Consider the following 15,981-nt stretch of genomic DNA (forward strand, 5'->3'; position numbering starts at 1 on the left):
TGGAAATTAGCGCGAATGCACCCGCCGCACATGCAGCAGCTGGCCGTTCTCCTCGGTGGCGACGATGGCCAGCAGATGCGGCACGCGCTGCTCGCCCGTGCCATGCTGCGCCAGGCCCTTGAGCACATGGATGCGACGTATCGGCCCCTTGCCGCCGATCTCGAAGCTCAGCCGCGAGACCTCGCCCTGCAGGCCCGATTCGCGCGCCATCATCTGCATGGTGCGCTCCACCGGTGCGGCCGGCTCCAGCGGCTTCGACCGCACCGGCGGCAGCGCGCGTGCCAGGTGCCGCCCCTCGCGCTCCAGCCGCTCGCGCCGCAGGCCGCGCACACCGCGGTCCTGCACCTTGGCGAAGGCCTGCTTGAAGGCCTTGGTCTTGCTGAGGGCATGGGCGGCATAACCCACCGGCTGCAGGGCCGGATCGCCGAGCAGGTAGAACTGGCCCAGGGTCTTCAGATCGAAGGGGTCCAGATGGGTGCGTTCGCCGGCGAACTTCTGGCGCGCCTCCAGCGCAGCGCGGCCCAGCGAGGAGCCCGCCAGCACGCGCTGCAGGAAATACTGGCAGATCAGGTCGGCCGAGCCATTGCCCTCGCTGGGCCCGTAGGCAATCGTGGTGCTGCCGAAAAAGCCGCTCGCGCCGTCGGCCAGGTAGCTCAGCGCGATGCCCTGGGTGCCGGCGCTCTCGGCCGGATCGTAGAGCTGGGCGCCATAGCAGCACTCGGCGGCCACCACGGTGCCGGCGGTGATCTTGCCGGTGAGCAGATTGGCGCGGTGCGCCACCGGATAGGCGTCGCCGCGCTGGCCGAAGTATTCGGGCGAATGGGCGGCGCCATGGCAGTTGATGAAGTGCATGCGCGGGGCCAGGTCTTGCTTGGCCCAGCGCGGGCCCTTGGGCGGCGCCAGGTTCAGCGGCGCGGCGTCGCCAAAGGTGTTGTTCACGCTCAGGCGCGTGGAGCCCTGCCAGACCTCGGCCGAAAGCGCGAAGCTCTGCTGATAGTCCTCGCGCGGCAGCGGCTTGGCGCGGGCCGAGGCGCGCAGCAGCTGCAGCAGCAGATCGGGCTTGCTGGCGCCCGGCACATCGGGCAGGCGCCCCACCACCCGGGTCGGCCCCAGGAAGCGGTTCACGTCGGTGCCGTAGGGCGCCTCGCAGGCATAGGGCAGATCGCTGGGCACGGTCTTGTCGTCGTCCCCGCCCGGGCCACCATAGGCCGGGTTCACCAGCGGCACCATGGGCAGCACGTCCAGCGCGCCGAGCAGCAGGATGTAGTGCGGCTTGGCCGCCGTGGCCACGGCATCGATGGCGGCCTTGAGCGCGCGCGCATCGGGCTTGGCCGGCACCGCGGCGCCATAGGGCTTCATCGCCGAGGCCAGGCTGACGTCCAGCACCACGGTCTCGATGCCGCGCTTCTTGTCGGCGCTCACCAGGGTCTTGAGCGCCGCATCTACCTTGGCCAGCCCGGCCGCCGCGTACTTGGCACGTAAGGCCGCGCCATGCTTGATCACCAGCTTGTCCATCTTGTGCTCCCGGGGGGCAAAAGCCCATTGTGGCGAGGGGTCGGCCGCAATGGCAATGCGCTGCCCCTAACTTGGCACAAGCTGGTGGGTAGGCTTCAGTCCCCGCGACGGCGGCGCGCCAGGCCGGCCACGCCCAGCAGGCCGGCCAGCATCAGCGCATAGGTCTGCGGCTCGGGCACCGCCGAGATCTGCACCAGGCTGTCCACGCCGCTGCTGGGGTGCTGCACATTGACGTAGGCCAGGTTGGGATTGAACTTGTCGAAGTACAGGCCGGTGGGCTCGGCGCCGGTGGTGCTGAGGCTGGCCCACTTCGCCACCGAATCGGCCACGCCATCGTTGTCGCTGTCCTTGGCAAACCAGATGTCGGCCTTGCCGCCATCCTGGTCTTCGATCACATAGATATTGCCGGCGGCATCGATGGCGAGATTGTCCGGGTTGCTCCAGCTCGCGCCCACCTTGAGGCCGGTGGCCTGGTCGATGCTGTTGTTGTCCGCGAACAGCTTCACCGTGCCGGTATCGAGGTTCAGCGAGTAGACGCGGCCTCGGCCGTTGCCGCTCACGCCGTCATTGTCGGAATCGGTGGTGGTGAAGTAGATCATCTGCTGGCCATTGGGCAGCAGCTTGAACTCCAGGTCCTCGGGGCGGTTGTAGCCGGTGCCGAGCACGCTCGCATGGTCGGCGGTGGCGCGTCCGTCAATCGTGCCGTCGCCCAGCACGGTGGAAACACCGGGCAGCGCGCCGCCTGTGGCATTGGTGATCGCCACCCAGGAGGCCCCGCCCGTGATGGCCGCACCGTTATTGCCTTCGAACTGGGCGCCCGCGCCGACCTTCAGCACAAAGGTCTGGCCGGCCGCGAAGAAGTCATTGCCGTTGCTGGCATTGGGGCTGGCCGACACGTATTTGTAGATGGCACCGCCGTTGAGTTCGTCGACGAAGTAGAGATTGTTCTGCTGGTCGAAGGCCAGGCCCTCGTGCGAGACGCGCGGCAGGATCGAGCGCTGCACGAAATTGCCGCCATTGGCCGCCGCCGTGGTGGCATTCGTCAGCTCGAACAGCCGGCCCTTGCTGCTGCCGCTGCCCCAGGACTCCTCGGCCGTGAGGTAGCTGCCCCAGGGCGTCCAGCGCGAGGCATCGCCCGAGACAAAGCCCTGCGTGCCGGGCGCCACGATGGTGACCGTGCGGGTGGCGTAGTTCTTGTCCCAGAGATCCACGCGCTGCACGCCGGCGCTGCCGGTCTCGAAGGGCATGAACAGATAGCGGCCGGCCTGCGCGCCCGTCTCGTTGGCGGTGATCATGTCCCAGCTGCCCGAGTTGGAACCCGGCAGCAGGCTGTTCTGGGTCTTGCGATCGGCCAGCAGCAGCTGGCTGAACTTGGGCGAGGAGAGCTGGAAGGGCGCGCTCTCGGGCAGCGCACCGGCGGCCACATTGCCGATCAGCGGTGTGAAGTTGGCGAACTCGGTGGCGGCCGCCTGCGCCTGGCTGGCGAGCAGGGAAAGCAGGCCGATGGCGGCAGCGATGCGGGATGGCTTGACGAACATGGAGGGCTCCGATGGTCTGGCTGTCAACAACGACAGCCAGCAGTCTCGGAAGCCGCCATGACCGGGCCGTGACGCCGGGGGTCAGGCCTTGTCCCCGGATTCGGGCTCGCGCGGCTGATCCGACCGCCCAGGGCCGCTCAGCCCGCCCGCTTGGCCAGCAGCGCGCGTCCCACGCGCGAGACCGGCGGGCGGCCCAGCACGTTCGAGATGTAGGCGCCGGCGTCGACCAGCTTGTCGATGTCGATACCGGTCTCTAGCCCCAAGCCATTCAGCATGAAGACGACGTCTTCGGTCGCCACATTGCCGGTCGCACCCTTGGCATAGGGGCAGCCGCCCAGGCCGGCCACGCTGGCGTCGAAGTTGTGCACGCCCAGCTCCAGGCAGGCGTAGATGTTGGAGAGCGCCTGGCCGTAGGTGTCGTGGAAATGGCCGCTCACCTCCACCAGGGGGTAATGCTTGAGCGCACGCTCCATCGCCGCCTGGATCTTGCGCGGCGTGCCCACGCCGATGGTGTCGGCCACGCCCAGGTGGTCGACGCCGATGCCCTTCATCAAGAGCACCACGCGCTCAACCTGGTCGGCGCTGATGTCACCCTCATAGGGGCAGCCCACCGCGCAGGAGAGCGCGCCGCGCACCTTGAGGCCGGCGGCATGGGCGGCCTCCACCACGGGGGCGAAGCGCTCGATGCTCTCGGCGATCGAGCAGTTGATGTTCTTCTGGCTGAAGGCCTCGCTGGCGGCCGCGAACACCACGATCTCGTCCGGCTTGGTCGGCAGCGCCGCCTCCAGGCCCTTCATGTTCGGCGTCAGCACCGAGTAGCGCACGCCGGGCTGGCGCGCGATGGCGGCCATGACCGCCTCGTTGTCGGCCATCTGCGGCACCCATTTGGGGCTGACGAAGCTGGTGACCTCGATCTCGCGCAGGCCGGCGGCCTGCAGCATGGCCACCAGCTGCGCCTTGTGTTCGGTGGCGACCGGCTGCTTTTCGTTCTGCAGGCCGTCGCGCGGGCCCACATCGACCAGGGTGACGCGGCTTGGCAAGTTCATCTTTCAGGCCTCCATGCGCAGCAGTTCGGCACCATCCGTCACCTGATCGCCGACGGCGAACAGCAACTCGGCCACCACGCCGTCGCGCGGCGCGTTGATGGTGTGCTCCATCTTCATCGCTTCCATCACCGCCAGCGCCTGTCCCTTGGCCACCTTGTCACCCGGCTGGGCCAGGAAGGACACCAGCTTGCCGGGCATGGGGGCGGTGAGGCGGCCGCCTTCGCCGCCACCCTCGCCGGCATGGGCAATCACGTCCACCTCGGTGACGATGGCCGAGCCCTCGGCCGCGAACACGGCGACGCGCTCGCCCTGGGCATAGGTCTTCACTGTCACGCGCCGCTGTGCCAGGCCTTCACCCAGCAGCAGTTCATGCGATTCGAGGCCCGCGGAGTTCACCGCGAAAGGCAAAGATTGCCCCTCCACCGTGAGATGCATGCCACCCTGGTGGTGGCGCGAGAGCAGCACCTCGTGGTGCGTGCCGCCAGCCTCCAAATCAAAGCGGCGTGCCGAGGCGCCGTACATGCGCCAGCCGTCGCGTGCGGTCCAGGGGTCGGTGCTCTGCAGCGCGGCTTCCTTGGCCAGGGTATGGGCCACCACCGCGGCGGCGCTGATCTGCAGCGGCAGGCCGGGCTGGTCGAACAGCGCGGCGCGCTCGCGCTCGATCAGGCCGGTGTCCAGATCCGCACCGGCGAAGGAAGCGGTGGCGGCGCAGCGGCGCAGAAAGGCCACATTGGTCTGCAGGCCGACGATATGCGTGTCGCGCAGCGCCGCATCCAGGCGCGCCAGAGCCTGGGAGCGGTCCTCGCCCCAGACGATCAGCTTGGCCACCATGGAGTCGTAGTAGGGGCTGATCTCGTCGCCCTCGCCCACGCCGGCATCGATGCGCACATGGCCGCGCTCGAAGCTCACATGCGCCGGCCAGCGCGCCACGTCCAGGCGGCCGGTGGCGGGCAGGAAGCCGCCATCGGGGTTCTCGGCACAGATGCGCGCCTCGATGGCGTGCCCATGCATTTGCAGTTCATGCTGCTTGAGCGGCAGCGCTTCGCCGGACGCCACGCGCAATTGCCACTCCACCAGGTCCTGGCCGGTGATGGCTTCGGTGACCGGATGCTCCACCTGCAGGCGGGTGTTCATTTCCATGAAGTAGAAACGGCCGTCCTGCTCGGCGATGAACTCCACCGTGCCGGCGCCCACATAGCCCACCGCCTTGGCGGCCGCCACCGCGGCCTCGCCCATCTCGCGGCGGCGCGCCGCGCTCATGCCGGGGGCCGGGGCCTCTTCCAGCACCTTCTGGTGGCGGCGCTGCACCGAGCAGTCGCGCTCGAACAGGTAGACGCAGCTGCCCTGGCTGTCGCCAAACACCTGGATCTCGATGTGGCGGGGCTTCTGCACATAGCGCTCGATCAGCACCGCATCGTCGCCAAAGCTGTTGATGGCCTCGCGCTTGCAGGAGGCCAGCGCGGCGTCAAAGTCGGACGCCTGCAGCACCGCGCGCATGCCCTTGCCGCCGCCGCCAGCGCTGGCCTTGATCAGCACCGGATAGCCGATGCGGTCGGCCTCCCGCTTCAGCAGTGCCGGGTCCTGGTCGGCGCCGTGATAGCCGGGCACCAGGGGCACGCCGGCCGCTTCCATCAGGCGTTTGGACTCGGCCTTCAGGCCCATCGCGCGAATCGCCGAGGACGGCGGGCCGATGAAGACCAGGCCGGCCTTGGCGCAGGCTTCAGCGAACTCCTCGTTCTCGCTCAGAAAGCCGTAGCCGGGGTGCACGGCCTCGGCGCCGGTGGCCTTGGCCGCCTCGATGATGCGCTGCCATTGCAGGTAGGAATCGCGCGGCGCCGGGCCGCCGATCAGCACCGCCTCATCGCAGGCCTGCACATGCTTGGCACGCGCATCGGCCTCGGAATAGACCGCCACGGTCTTGACGCCCAGACGGCGCGCGGTGGCCGCCACGCGGCAGGCGATTTCGCCGCGGTTGGCAATGAGGATCTTCTTGAACATGGCGGAGTCTCCGGGGTCTTCGTTTTTCTTGTCGGTTCAGTGCGTAGCGCAGCCGTGCTCGCTGCAGCCGGCACTGGGCTCGGCGCTCAGCTCGGCCTCGGTGGCGCAATGCATGCCCAGGCGGTCCAGCAGGGCGCGGTCCTTCTCGGCCTGCGGGTTGCTGGTGGTGAGCAGCTTGTCGCCATAGAACATGCTGTTGGCACCGGCCAGGAAACAGAGCGACTGCAGGCTCTCGGGCATCTCCTCGCGGCCGGCCGAGAGGCGCACCATGGCGCGCGGCATGATGATGCGGGCCACCGCGATGGTGCGCACGAACTCGAACGGGTCCAGCGCGGCGGTGCCGGCCAGCGGCGTGCCTTCCACCTGCACCAGGTTGTTGATGGGCACCGACTCGGGATAGGGGTCCAGATTGGCCAGCTGCACCAGCAGGCCGGCACGCTCGCGGCGCGTCTCGCCCAGGCCGACTATGCCGCCCGAGCAGACCTTCAGGCCGACGTTGCGCACGCGGTCCAGCGTGTCCAGGCGGTCCTGGTAGGTGCGCGTGGTGATGATCTGGCCGTAGAACTCGGGCGAGGTGTCGAGGTTGTGGTTGTAATAGTCCAGGCCCGCCTCACGCAATTGCTCGGCCTGGCCATCACCCAGCATGCCGGCGGTGAGGCAGGTCTCCAGGCCCAGGGCCTTGACCTCGGTGATCATCTCGCCGATCGCTTCCAGATGGCGTTCCTTGGGCGTGCGCCAGGCCGCGCCCATGCAGAAGCGCGTGGCGCCATTGGCCTTGGCGGCGCGCGCCGCCTCCATCACCTCCTGCAAGGGCAGCAGCTTCTCGGCCTTCAGGCCGGTATCGAAGTGCGCCGACTGCGGGCAGTACTTGCAATCCTCTTCGCAGCCGCCGGTCTTGATCGAGAGCAGCGTGGAGAGCTGCACCGCGTTGGCGTCGAAGTTCTCGCGGTGCACCTGCTGGGCGCGGAACATCAGGTCGTTGAAGGGCAGCTCGAACAGGGCGGCGACCTCGTTGACCGTCCAGGCCTTGCTGTTGCGGCGCTCGGCGTCGGTGCTGGGAGTGAGGGACTGGACTTGGTTAAACGTCTGTTTCATGGGAAGGATTCCAGGGCTTGCAGCAGCGGCGGCTGAGGCAGATGCGCGGCGACTGCCGCAGGGGAAGGATCGAAGAGCCGGGGCACATGGCCCCAGCAGGGAGCGTTGAAGGGTGCGGCGGACAGCACCGCCGTCAATGCGGCCAGATTGTCCGCCACATGGGGCATCTCGGTGTCCACGGTATTGGCCACCCAGGCGGCCAACCGCAGGCCGCGCGCGGCAATCGCCTCGGCGGTGAGCAGGGCGTGGTTGATGCAACCCAGACGCAGGCCGACCACCAGCACCACCGGCAGCTGCAGATCGGCCGCCAGGTCGGCGGTGTCCCAATGCGGGCTCAGGGGCACGCGGAAGCCGCCCACGCCCTCGACGATGCACAGCTCGGCGCGCGCGGCGGTGCTGCGCACGGCATGCAGCAGCGGCTCGCGATCAATGGTGCAGTCCTCCAGGCGGGCGGCGATGTGCGGCGCGCAGGCGGCGCGCAGCTGCAGCGGGCCGACCTCGGCATCGCTGAGCGCCATATTGCTGGCCGCGCGCAGGCGCCGCACGTCCTCGTTGACCCAGGCGCCGTCGACGAAGTCCTGCCCCGCCGCGATCGGCTTGATGGCGGCCACGCGCAGGCCCAGCTGCGCAAACGCGTGGGTCAGGCCGGCGCTGATGCAGGTCTTGCCGATCTCGGTGTCGGTGCCGGTGATGAAGAAGCCTCTCATGCTGCCACCCTGTCCATGTCCGCGGCCGCCGACGCGAGCGCCGCCAGCAGCTGTTCCACATCGGCCGCACTGTGTGTGGCGCACAGCGTGATGCGCAGCCGCGCCTCGCCCTTGGGCACGGTGGGCGGGCGGATGCCGGGCACGCGCAGGCCCTCGCGCTCCAGCCTTGCAGCCAGCTGCATCACCTCGGCATTGCCGCCGACGATCAGCGGCTGCACCGGCGTCTCGGAGGCGGCCAGCTTCCAGCCCAGGCGCGGATGGCGGGCCAGCAAGGCCTCGATGCCCTTGCGCAGCTGGGCTTGCAGGCGCACCAGGTTCTCGCGGCGCTGCACACCGGTTTCGCCCTCGATCAGATCGAAGCTGGTGAGCAGCGCATGCTCGATCGCGGCCGGCGAGGCGGTGGAGAAGATGAAGTTGCGGGCGGCCTGCAGCAGGTACTCGACCACCGTCTCATGCGCCACCACGAAGGCGCCGGCCAGGCCCGCGGCCTTGCCCAGCGTGCCCACCAGGATCAGGCGCTGGCTCTTCAGGTCGAAATGCTCCAGCGAGCCACGGCCCTTGGCGCCCAGCACGCCGAAGCCATGGGCATCGTCGACGATCAGCCAGGCATCGAATTCCTCGGCCAGGGCCAGCAGCTGCGGCAGCGGCGCGAGGTCGCCATCCATGCTGAAGACGGCATCGCTGACGATCAGCTTGATCTTGGCCTGGCTCGCCGCCAGCAGCGTGCGCAGCTGGCCCACGTCGGCATGGCCGAAGCGCGTGACCTTGGCCTTGGCCAGGCGGGTGCCGTCGATCAGCGAGGCATGGTTGAGCGCCTCCGAGAAGATCTCGGTCTGCTCATCGCCCAGCGCGGTGACCACCGCCAGATTGGCCATATAGCCGGTGCAGAAGCCGATCGCGCGCGCCTGCGGGATGTGCGGCGCGAACCAGTCGGCCAGGGTCTGGGCGACGCGCTCATGCGCCACCGTGTGGCCGCTGATCAGCGGCGAGGCGCCCGAGCCGCCACCATAGATGCGCGCGCCCTCGGCCAGGGCCTCGGCGATGCGTGGATGGGCGGCCAGGCCCAGGTAGTCGTTGGAGCAGAACATCAGCAGTTCGCGCGCGATGCCATCAGCGCCACGCACGATCTGGCGCGGCGCGGTGCGGCTCTCGGCCTGGCGCAGGAAGCGCGTGAGGCTTTGCGCCTCGATGGCCTTGAGCTTGGTGTTCAGGTGTTCAAGCAACATCGTCGAGGGTCCGGCGCACGGCCTCGGCCAGGAAGGCCGCGGTCTGCTGAGCATCAATCAGATAAGGGGGCATCAGGTAGACGGTGGCGCCGATCGGGCGTATCAGCAGCTCATGGGCGCGCGCCGCCAGATGGAAACGCTCGGCGAACCGTTCGCCGGGCTTCTTCACGTCGAAGGCCAGGATCATGCCGCGCTGGCGAAAGTGCTCGACCCGTGGGTCAGCCGCCAGCGGCGCGAGGGCCTCGGCCAGCAGGGCGGCCTGCACGCGATTGGCCTCCAGCTGGCCGGCATCGAAGCGGTCCAGCACCGCGTTGGCGGCGGCGCAGGCCAGGGCATTGCCGGTGTAGGAATGCGAGTGCAGAAAGCCGCGCGTCACATCCTCGGACCAGAAGGCGCGGTAGACCGCATCGGTCGTCAGCACCAGCGACAGCGGCAGGGTGCCGGCGGTGATGCCCTTGGAGAGCAGGATGAAGTCGGGCCAGTCGGCGCCCGTTTGTTCCCAGGCAAAGAAGGTGCCCGTGCGGCCGCATCCCACCGCGATTTCATCCGCGATCAGGTGCACCTCGAACTCGCGCGTCAGTTCACGCAGCGCCTTCAGGTACGAGGGCGCATGCATCACCATGCCGGCGGCGCCCTGCACCAGGGGCTCGACGATCACCGCGGCGATATGTTCATGGCGCTCGGCCAGCAGGGCGCGCATCGCGGCCAGGGCCTCGGCCTCGTTGTCCAGGCGGCTGTCGGGCGAGCTCACGATATGGGCGCGCATCAGCAGCGGGTCGTAGGCATCGCGGAAGATCGCCACATCGGTGACGGCCAGCGCGCCGATCGTCTCGCCGTGGTAACCGTTCTTCAGGCAGACGAACTCGCGCTTGTCGCCGCGGCCCAGATTGCGCCAGGAATGAAAGCTCTGCTTGAGCGCGATCTCCACCGCGCTGGCGCCGTCGCTGCCGAAGAAGCAATGGCCCAGGGCGCCGCCGGTGCGCGCCGAAAGCCGCTCGGCCAGGCGCACCGCCGGTTCATGCGTGCAGCCCGCCAGCATCACATGCGGCAAGGTGTCGAGCTGCTGCTTGATGGCGGCGTTGATGCCGGCATCGGCGTGGCCGAACAGGTTCACCCACCAGCTGCTGTTGGCATCGAAATAGCGCCGGCCATCGAAGTCGTGGAGCCACGGCCCCTCGCCCCGCGCGATCGGCAGCGGTGGCACGCTTTCAGCCCGCGCCATCTGGGTGCAGGGGTGCCACACCGCATCGAGGCTGCGGCGCTGCAGGGCCTGGGTCGCGCTCATCGTCGTCATGCCAGCCAGCTGGGCTTGCTCTTGTTCAGGAAGGACTGCACACCTTCGCGGCCCTCGGCGCTGGCGCGGATGTCGGCAATGCGGCGCGCGGTGTCGTCGCGCAGCGCGGGCGTGATGGCCTGATGGGCCACGTCCTGCACCAGCTTCTTGCAGGCGCGCACGGCGGCCGGGCCGTTGGCCACCAGGGCCGCCAGCAGGGCATCGACCCGCTCGTCCAGCGTCTCCGGCGTGGCCAGCTCATGCACCAGGCCCAGGCGCTGCGCCTCGGCGGCGCCGAAGCGCTCGGCGGTGAGGAAGTAGCGGCGCGAGGCCTGCTCACCCAGCGCCCGCACCACATAGGGGCCGATGGTGGCCGGCAGCAGGCCCAGCTTGGCCTCCGACAGGCAGAAGCCCGCGCCCTCCACCGCCACCACCATGTCGCACACCGACACCAGGCCCACGCCGCCGGCATAGACATCGCCCTGCACACGTGCGATCACGGGCACCGGGCAGCTGTAGATGGTCCACAGCATCTCGGCCAGGCGCGAGGCATCGGCGTGGTTCTCGTCCCAGCTGTAGCCGGCCATGGCCTTCATCCAGTTGAGATCGGCGCCGGCGCAGAAGGCCTTGCCCTCGGCGGCCAGCACGATGGCCCGCAGGGTCGGGTCTTGCGCCAGCTCGGCAAAGGCCTGCGTGAGTTCGGCGATCACCGCCTCGTTGAAGGCATTGCGCACCTCGGGGCGGTTCAGGGTCACGCGGGCCACATGGCCCATGCGTTCAATCTTCAAGCTGCTGGTCGTCATGCGATTTCCTTCGTCCGCAGCGGCTTCACCATCAGCACGCTGGAATAGGTCTTGCCGTCCCACTGCACCTCGCCGACCTGCTGGTAGCCGCGCTTGAGATAACGCTGGCGCAGGTGCTGGGCGGGGCCGGCGGTGTCGAGCGCCACATGGGCGAAGCCGCGCTCGGTGGCCCAGGCCTCGGCGGCGTCCATCAGGCGCTCGCCCAGGCCCTGGCCCTGGCAATCCGGGTCGACGGCGAACTGCGACAGGATGGCGGTGTCCTCGCGCAGATACCAGGGCGTGTTGAGGCACCAGGCATCCTGCTCGGGCCGGTAGGGCCCGCGCACATTCACCGTGCCCAGCAGGCGGCCCGCGCGCTCCGCCACCAGGCAGCCGCCGGCGGCCACCCGCTTGGCGGTAACGGCCACGCTCTGGTCGGCCGCGGTGAAGTTCCAGCCCTGCGCGGCCAGGGCCGCATAGGCCTTGTGCAGCAGCGCGGTGAGCGCGTGCAGATCATCGTCGGCACGCAGGGGGCGGATCACGATCATGGGGTCGGGTCTTGCCAGGCCTTGCGGCGGTTTACATGCGGAACACGCCGAACTTGGTATCCGGGATCGGCGCGTTGAGCGCGGCCGACAGGCCCAGCGCCAGCACGCGGCGCGTGTCGGCGGGGTCGATCACGCCGTCGTCCCACAGGCGGGCGCTGGCGTAATAGGGATGGCCCTGGTCTTCGTACTGCTGGCGGATCGGCGCCTTGAAGCTTTCCTCTTCCTCCGCGCTCCACGAACCGCCCTTGGCCTCGATGCCGTCGCGCTTGACGGTGGCCAGCACGCTGGCGGCCTGCTCGCCACCCATCACCGAGATGCGCGCGTTCGGCCACATCCACAGGAAGCGCGGGCTGTAGGCACGGCCGCACATGCCGTAATTGCCGGCACCGAAGCTGCCGCCGATGATGACGGTGAACTTGGGCACCTGGGCGCAGGCCACGGCGGTGACCATCTTGGCGCCGGCGCGGGCAATGCCCTCGTTCTCGTACTTGCGGCCCACCATGAAGCCAGTGATGTTCTGCAGGAACACCAGCGGGATCTTGCGCTGGCAGCACAGCTCGATGAAGTGCGCGCCCTTGTTGGCGCTCTCGGCGAACAGGATGCCGTTGTTGGCGACGATGCCCACCGGCATGCCCTCGATATGGGCGAAGCCGCACACCAGGGTGGCGCCGTAGCGGGCCTTGAATTCATCGAACTCGCTGCCGTCGACGACGCGCGCGATCACCTCGCGCACATCGAAGGGCTTGCGCGTGTCGGTCGGGATCACGCCATGCAGCTCGGTGGCATCGAACAGCGGCGCACGCGGCGCCTGCATGGCCATGCCGATGTTCTTCTGCCAGTTCAGGCGCGCCACCGACTGGCGTGCGATCGCCAGCGCATGGGTGTCGTTATTGGCCAGGTGGTCGGCCACGCCCGAGAGGCGGGTGTGCACATCGCCGCCGCCCAGGTCTTCGGCGCTCACCACCTCGCCGGTGGCGGCCTTCACCAGCGGCGGGCCGCCCAGGAAGATGGTGCCCTGGTTCTTCACGATGATGGTCTCGTCGCTCATCGCCGGCACATAGGCGCCGCCCGCCGTGCAGGAGCCCATCACCACGGCGATCTGCGCCAGCCCCTTGGCCGAGAGATTGGCCTGGTTGTAGAAGATGCGGCCGAAATGGTCGCGGTCCGGGAAGACCTCGTCCTGGTTCGGCAGATTGGCGCCGCCCGAGTCCACCAGATAGATGCAGGGCAGATGGTTCTGCTCGGCGATCTCCTGGGCGCGCAGATGCTTTTTCACCGTGATGGGGTAGTAGGTGCCGCCCTTCACCGTGGCGTCGTTGCACACGATCATGCATTCCACGCCCGAGACGCGGCCGATGCCGGCAACGATGCCGCCGCCGGGCGCGGCGTTGTCATACATATTCAGGCCGGCCAGCGGGGCCAGTTCCAGAAACGGCGTGCCGGGGTCCAGCAGCATCTCCACCCGGTCGCGCGGCAGCAGCTTGCCGCGTGCGGTGTGCTTGGCACGCGCGGCCTCCCCACCACCCTGGGCGATCTTTTCAAGCCGCGCGCTGAGGTCGGCGATGAGCGCCCGCATGGCCTCGGCATTGGCCTTGAAATCGGCCGAGCGGGCGTTCAGTTTGGTGGTCAAAACCGGCATGGTGTCTCCAGCGAGGCGTACAAACTGAGTACGACTCAATTCATCTTGTTGCAGCGCCCTGCCCAGGTCGGCAGCGCGCACACGAGGCCGCAAGGATAAGCCAGCCGGCGCCCCAAGGCAAGCCGGCTTCACAAAGACTTGAGCTTTACTCAATTCCCACGCAGAATGCGCCCCGTGAGCGCCATTCTCCCCGCCAGCACCGCACGCCGCGCGCCCGTCAGCGCCAAGGCGGAGCAGCGCGTGCGCGACATCCTGCGCGTGGGCCGATCGGTCTTTGCCCAGCGCGGCTACGAGAAGGCCACCACCACCGAGATCGCCAAGCAGCTGGGCATTTCCGAGGCCACCGTGTTCACCTATTTCCGCGGCAAGCGCGAGCTCTGCATGCGGGTGATCGCCGACTGGTACGACGAGATCATTGCCGCCATCGAGGGTGGCCTGCCGCGCGAGGCCTCGGTGCGCGAGCAGCTGGAGTTCGTGGTGCACACCCACCTGCGCCTGTTCCTGATCCAGGGCACGGGGCTGTGCGAGCTGGTGCTGTCGGAAGGCCGCAAGCGCGAGGCCGACATGACCAACGCCAAAGGTGCGGAACAAGGCGCCGAGTTCGGCGAGGCCTTCATCGAGCTGCAACGTCGCTATACCGCACCGCTGATGGACCTGCTCTCGCGCGGCCAGGCCCTGGGCCAGGTGCGCCAGGACATCCCGCTGCGCATGTTGCGCTCGCTGGTGTTCGGACCGATGGAGCACATGCTCTGGGAGGTCATCATCGCCGGGCGCCAGATCGATGTGGACCAGAGCGCGCGCGACCTGGTGGCCCTGCTCTGGCCGGCCCTGCAGACACCCGATGCCGAGCTGCAGGCGCTGCGCCGCCTGCGCAGCGAGATCCAGACCGCCTTGCAAGGTAGCTGAAGTCACCCCGGGTTACCCCGATGTTTGATGCCGGCAGACCGGCTAGCATCGGCCGACTTTTCATGGAGGGTGAGATGAAGAAGACGCGATTCCTGCGATTGGCCGCCGTGCCCGCCACGTTGCTGAGTCTGGGCCTGCTGAGCGGCGCCGCCCAGGCCAAGACCCTGGTGTATTGCTCCGAAGGTTCGCCCGAGAACTTCACCCCCGCGCTCAACACCACCGGCACCAGCTTCGACACCATCCGCGGCGTGTTCGACAAGCTCACCGCCTTCAAGCGCGGCAGCACCGAGGTGGTGCCAGGTCTTGCCGAAAGCTGGACCATCTCGCCCGACGGCAAGACCTATACCTTCAAGCTGCGCGCCGGCGTCAAGTTCCACAGCGTGCCCGGCTTCAAGGCCACGCGCGACTTCAATGCAGACGACGTGGTGTGGAGCTTCGAGCGCCAGTGGAAGGCCGATCACCCCTATGCCAAGGTCTCGGGCGGCAAGTTCGACTACTTCGCCGACATGGGCCTGAAGGACGATCTGGTGGCGGTGGAGAAGGTGGATCCGCTCACCGTCAAGCTGGTGTTCAAGCGCCCCAACGCCACCATGCTGGCGAATCTGGCGATGGAGTTCGCCTCCATCCAGTCGGCCGAATATGCCGACGCCCTGGCCAAGCAGAACAAGAAGGAGCAGTTCGACCAGGTGCCCGTGGGCACCGGCCCCTTCAACTTCGTGATGTACCAGAAGGACGCGGTGATCCGCTACAAGGCCAACAAGGACTATTTCGGCGAGAAGGCCCTGGTGGACGACCTGGTGTTCGCCATCACGCCCGACCCGACCGCGCGCTACAGCAAGCTCAAGGCCGGCGAATGCCATTTCGCCGCCTACCCGCGCCCGGCCGACCTGCCCGAGATGCAGAAGGACCCCGCGCTCAAGGTCATCAGCGCGCCCGGCATGAACATCGCCTACTGGGCCTTCAACACGCAGAAGCCGCCGCTGGACAAGAAGGACGTGCGGCTGGCGCTCTCCATGGCGGTGGACAAGGCGGCGATCCTGAAGGATGTCTACCTGGGTGCCGGCCTGCCCGCCAAGAACTTCATCCCGCCCACCCTGATGGGCTACAACGACGCCATCAAGGACGTACCCTTCGACCCCGCCAAGGCCAAGGAGCTGCTCGCCAAGTCGGGCCTCAAGCTGCCGCTGGAGATCGACCTCTGGTACATGCCGGTGCAGCGCCCCTACAACCCCAACGCCAAGCGCATTGCCGAGATGATGCAGTCCGACCTGGCCAAGGTGGGCGTGAACGCCAAGCTGGTGAGCTACGAGTGGGGCGAGTACCGCAAGCGCCTGCAGCAGGGCGAGCACATGACCGGCATGATGGGCTGGACCGGCGACAACGGCGACCCCGACAACTTCTTCTTCCTGCACGGTTGCGACGCCGCGCGCGCCGGCGGCCAGAACCTGGCCAAGTGGTGCCACAAGGGCTTTGACGACAAGCTCGAACAGGCGCGCGCGCTAACCGACAACAAGGCCCGCGCCAAGCTTTACAGCGAGATGCAGCAGATCGAGCACGACGAGGTGCCCGATTTCAAGATCGCGCATGGCGTGGTGTTCGAGGTGATGCGCAAGGAAGTCACCGGCTACAAGCAGAGCCCCTTCGGCTCCCATCTGTTCAACGGCGTCGACCTGAAGTAAACCCATCAGGGCAAGGCAACGCCCGGCCC

13 protein-coding genes are annotated in these 15,981 nt (G+C 68.2%); 2 read left to right on the top strand and 11 right to left on the bottom strand.

Translation table 11 applies throughout. The features are described 5' to 3' along the window. Positions 1 to 6: 6 nt before the first annotated feature. From PFX98_RS03255 to PFX98_RS03305, 11 genes are all read right to left on the bottom strand, one after another. Complete coding sequence (locus PFX98_RS03255) at positions 7 to 1,515, bottom strand: C25 family cysteine peptidase (RefSeq protein ID WP_285233739.1); 1,509 nt, start codon at positions 1,513 to 1,515, stop codon at positions 7 to 9. Positions 1,516 to 1,610: 95 nt separating this feature from the next. Beyond that, positions 1,611 to 3,053: an alkaline phosphatase PhoX gene (locus PFX98_RS03260; RefSeq protein ID WP_285233740.1), complete on the bottom strand. Its 1,443-nt coding sequence runs from the start codon at positions 3,051 to 3,053 to the stop codon at positions 1,611 to 1,613. Between the two features lie 137 nt (positions 3,054 to 3,190). Beyond that, positions 3,191 to 4,099, bottom strand: a complete 909-nt coding sequence (locus tag PFX98_RS03265) for a hydroxymethylglutaryl-CoA lyase (RefSeq protein ID WP_285233741.1) — start codon at positions 4,097 to 4,099, stop codon at positions 3,191 to 3,193. A gap of 3 nt (positions 4,100 to 4,102) precedes the next feature. Next, positions 4,103 to 6,097, bottom strand: coding sequence for an acetyl/propionyl/methylcrotonyl-CoA carboxylase subunit alpha (locus PFX98_RS03270; protein WP_285233742.1), 1,995 nt, complete (start codon positions 6,095 to 6,097; stop codon positions 4,103 to 4,105). Positions 6,098 to 6,133: 36 nt separating this feature from the next. Next, positions 6,134 to 7,192 carry a biotin synthase BioB gene (bioB, locus tag PFX98_RS03275; protein ID WP_285233743.1) on the bottom strand — a complete coding sequence of 353 codons (1,059 nt, stop codon included), beginning with the start codon at positions 7,190 to 7,192 and terminating at the stop codon, positions 6,134 to 6,136. Beyond that, positions 7,189 to 7,899, bottom strand: coding sequence for a dethiobiotin synthase (gene bioD, locus PFX98_RS03280; RefSeq protein WP_285233744.1), 711 nt, complete (start codon positions 7,897 to 7,899; stop codon positions 7,189 to 7,191). Before bioD ends, bioB begins: the two co-directional genes overlap by 4 nt. Beyond that, positions 7,896 to 9,125 carry an aminotransferase class I/II-fold pyridoxal phosphate-dependent enzyme gene (locus tag PFX98_RS03285; RefSeq protein ID WP_285233745.1) on the bottom strand — a complete coding sequence of 410 codons (1,230 nt, stop codon included), beginning with the start codon at positions 9,123 to 9,125 and terminating at the stop codon, positions 7,896 to 7,898. Before PFX98_RS03285 ends, bioD begins: the two co-directional genes overlap by 4 nt. After that, positions 9,115 to 10,410: an adenosylmethionine--8-amino-7-oxononanoate transaminase gene (bioA, locus tag PFX98_RS03290; protein WP_425334659.1), complete on the bottom strand. Its 1,296-nt coding sequence runs from the start codon at positions 10,408 to 10,410 to the stop codon at positions 9,115 to 9,117. Before bioA ends, PFX98_RS03285 begins: the two co-directional genes overlap by 11 nt. 5 nt (positions 10,411 to 10,415) lie before the next feature. Continuing rightward, complete coding sequence (locus PFX98_RS03295) at positions 10,416 to 11,201, bottom strand: enoyl-CoA hydratase/isomerase family protein (protein WP_285233747.1); 786 nt, start codon at positions 11,199 to 11,201, stop codon at positions 10,416 to 10,418. Continuing rightward, the gene (locus PFX98_RS03300; RefSeq protein WP_285233748.1) at positions 11,198 to 11,728 is read right to left on the bottom strand and encodes a GNAT family N-acetyltransferase; all 531 of its coding nucleotides are present in this window, start codon (positions 11,726 to 11,728) and stop codon (positions 11,198 to 11,200) included. The genes PFX98_RS03295 and PFX98_RS03300 overlap by 4 nt, the downstream gene beginning before the upstream one ends. Before the next feature lie 31 nt (positions 11,729 to 11,759). After that, positions 11,760 to 13,367, bottom strand: a complete 1,608-nt coding sequence (locus PFX98_RS03305; RefSeq protein ID WP_285233749.1) for a carboxyl transferase domain-containing protein — start codon at positions 13,365 to 13,367, stop codon at positions 11,760 to 11,762. A 165-nt stretch (positions 13,368 to 13,532) separates the two neighbouring features. On the opposite strand from PFX98_RS03305, the gene PFX98_RS03310 reads away from it, so the two are divergent. Further along, complete coding sequence (locus PFX98_RS03310; protein ID WP_285233750.1) at positions 13,533 to 14,273, top strand: TetR/AcrR family transcriptional regulator; 741 nt, start codon at positions 13,533 to 13,535, stop codon at positions 14,271 to 14,273. Between the two features lie 74 nt (positions 14,274 to 14,347). Continuing rightward, positions 14,348 to 15,952, top strand: a complete 1,605-nt coding sequence (locus PFX98_RS03315; protein WP_285233751.1) for an ABC transporter substrate-binding protein — start codon at positions 14,348 to 14,350, stop codon at positions 15,950 to 15,952. Positions 15,953 to 15,981 lie beyond the last annotated feature (29 nt).

Source organism: Paucibacter sediminis, from assembly GCF_030254645.1.
In the GTDB taxonomy this organism is placed as follows: domain Bacteria; phylum Pseudomonadota; class Gammaproteobacteria; order Burkholderiales; family Burkholderiaceae_C; genus Paucibacter_B; species Paucibacter_B sediminis.

Excerpts from the sequence above, each read along its gene's own strand:
- PFX98_RS03255 (WP_285233739.1), bottom strand. The coding sequence starts at position 1,515 with ATGGACAAGCTGGTGATCAAGCATGGCGCGGCCTTACGTGCCAAGTAC.
- PFX98_RS03295 (WP_285233747.1), bottom strand. The coding sequence starts at position 11,201 with ATGACGACCAGCAGCTTGAAGATTGAACGCATGGGCCATGTGGCCCGC.
- PFX98_RS03285 (WP_285233745.1), bottom strand. The coding sequence starts at position 9,125 with ATGTTGCTTGAACACCTGAACACCAAGCTCAAGGCCATCGAGGCGCAA.
- bioD (WP_285233744.1), bottom strand. The coding sequence starts at position 7,899 with ATGAGAGGCTTCTTCATCACCGGCACCGACACCGAGATCGGCAAGACC.
- PFX98_RS03265 (WP_285233741.1), bottom strand. The coding sequence starts at position 4,099 with ATGAACTTGCCAAGCCGCGTCACCCTGGTCGATGTGGGCCCGCGCGAC.
- bioA (WP_425334659.1), bottom strand. The coding sequence starts at position 10,410 with ATGAGCGCGACCCAGGCCCTGCAGCGCCGCAGCCTCGATGCGGTGTGG.
- PFX98_RS03310 (WP_285233750.1), top strand. The coding sequence starts at position 13,533 with ATGCGCCCCGTGAGCGCCATTCTCCCCGCCAGCACCGCACGCCGCGCG.
- PFX98_RS03315 (WP_285233751.1), top strand. The coding sequence starts at position 14,348 with ATGAAGAAGACGCGATTCCTGCGATTGGCCGCCGTGCCCGCCACGTTG.
- PFX98_RS03260 (WP_285233740.1), bottom strand. The coding sequence starts at position 3,053 with ATGTTCGTCAAGCCATCCCGCATCGCTGCCGCCATCGGCCTGCTTTCC.
- PFX98_RS03300 (WP_285233748.1), bottom strand. The coding sequence starts at position 11,728 with ATGATCGTGATCCGCCCCCTGCGTGCCGACGATGATCTGCACGCGCTC.
- PFX98_RS03270 (WP_285233742.1), bottom strand. The coding sequence starts at position 6,097 with ATGTTCAAGAAGATCCTCATTGCCAACCGCGGCGAAATCGCCTGCCGC.
- PFX98_RS03305 (WP_285233749.1), bottom strand. The coding sequence starts at position 13,367 with ATGCCGGTTTTGACCACCAAACTGAACGCCCGCTCGGCCGATTTCAAG.
- bioB (WP_285233743.1), bottom strand. The coding sequence starts at position 7,192 with ATGAAACAGACGTTTAACCAAGTCCAGTCCCTCACTCCCAGCACCGAC.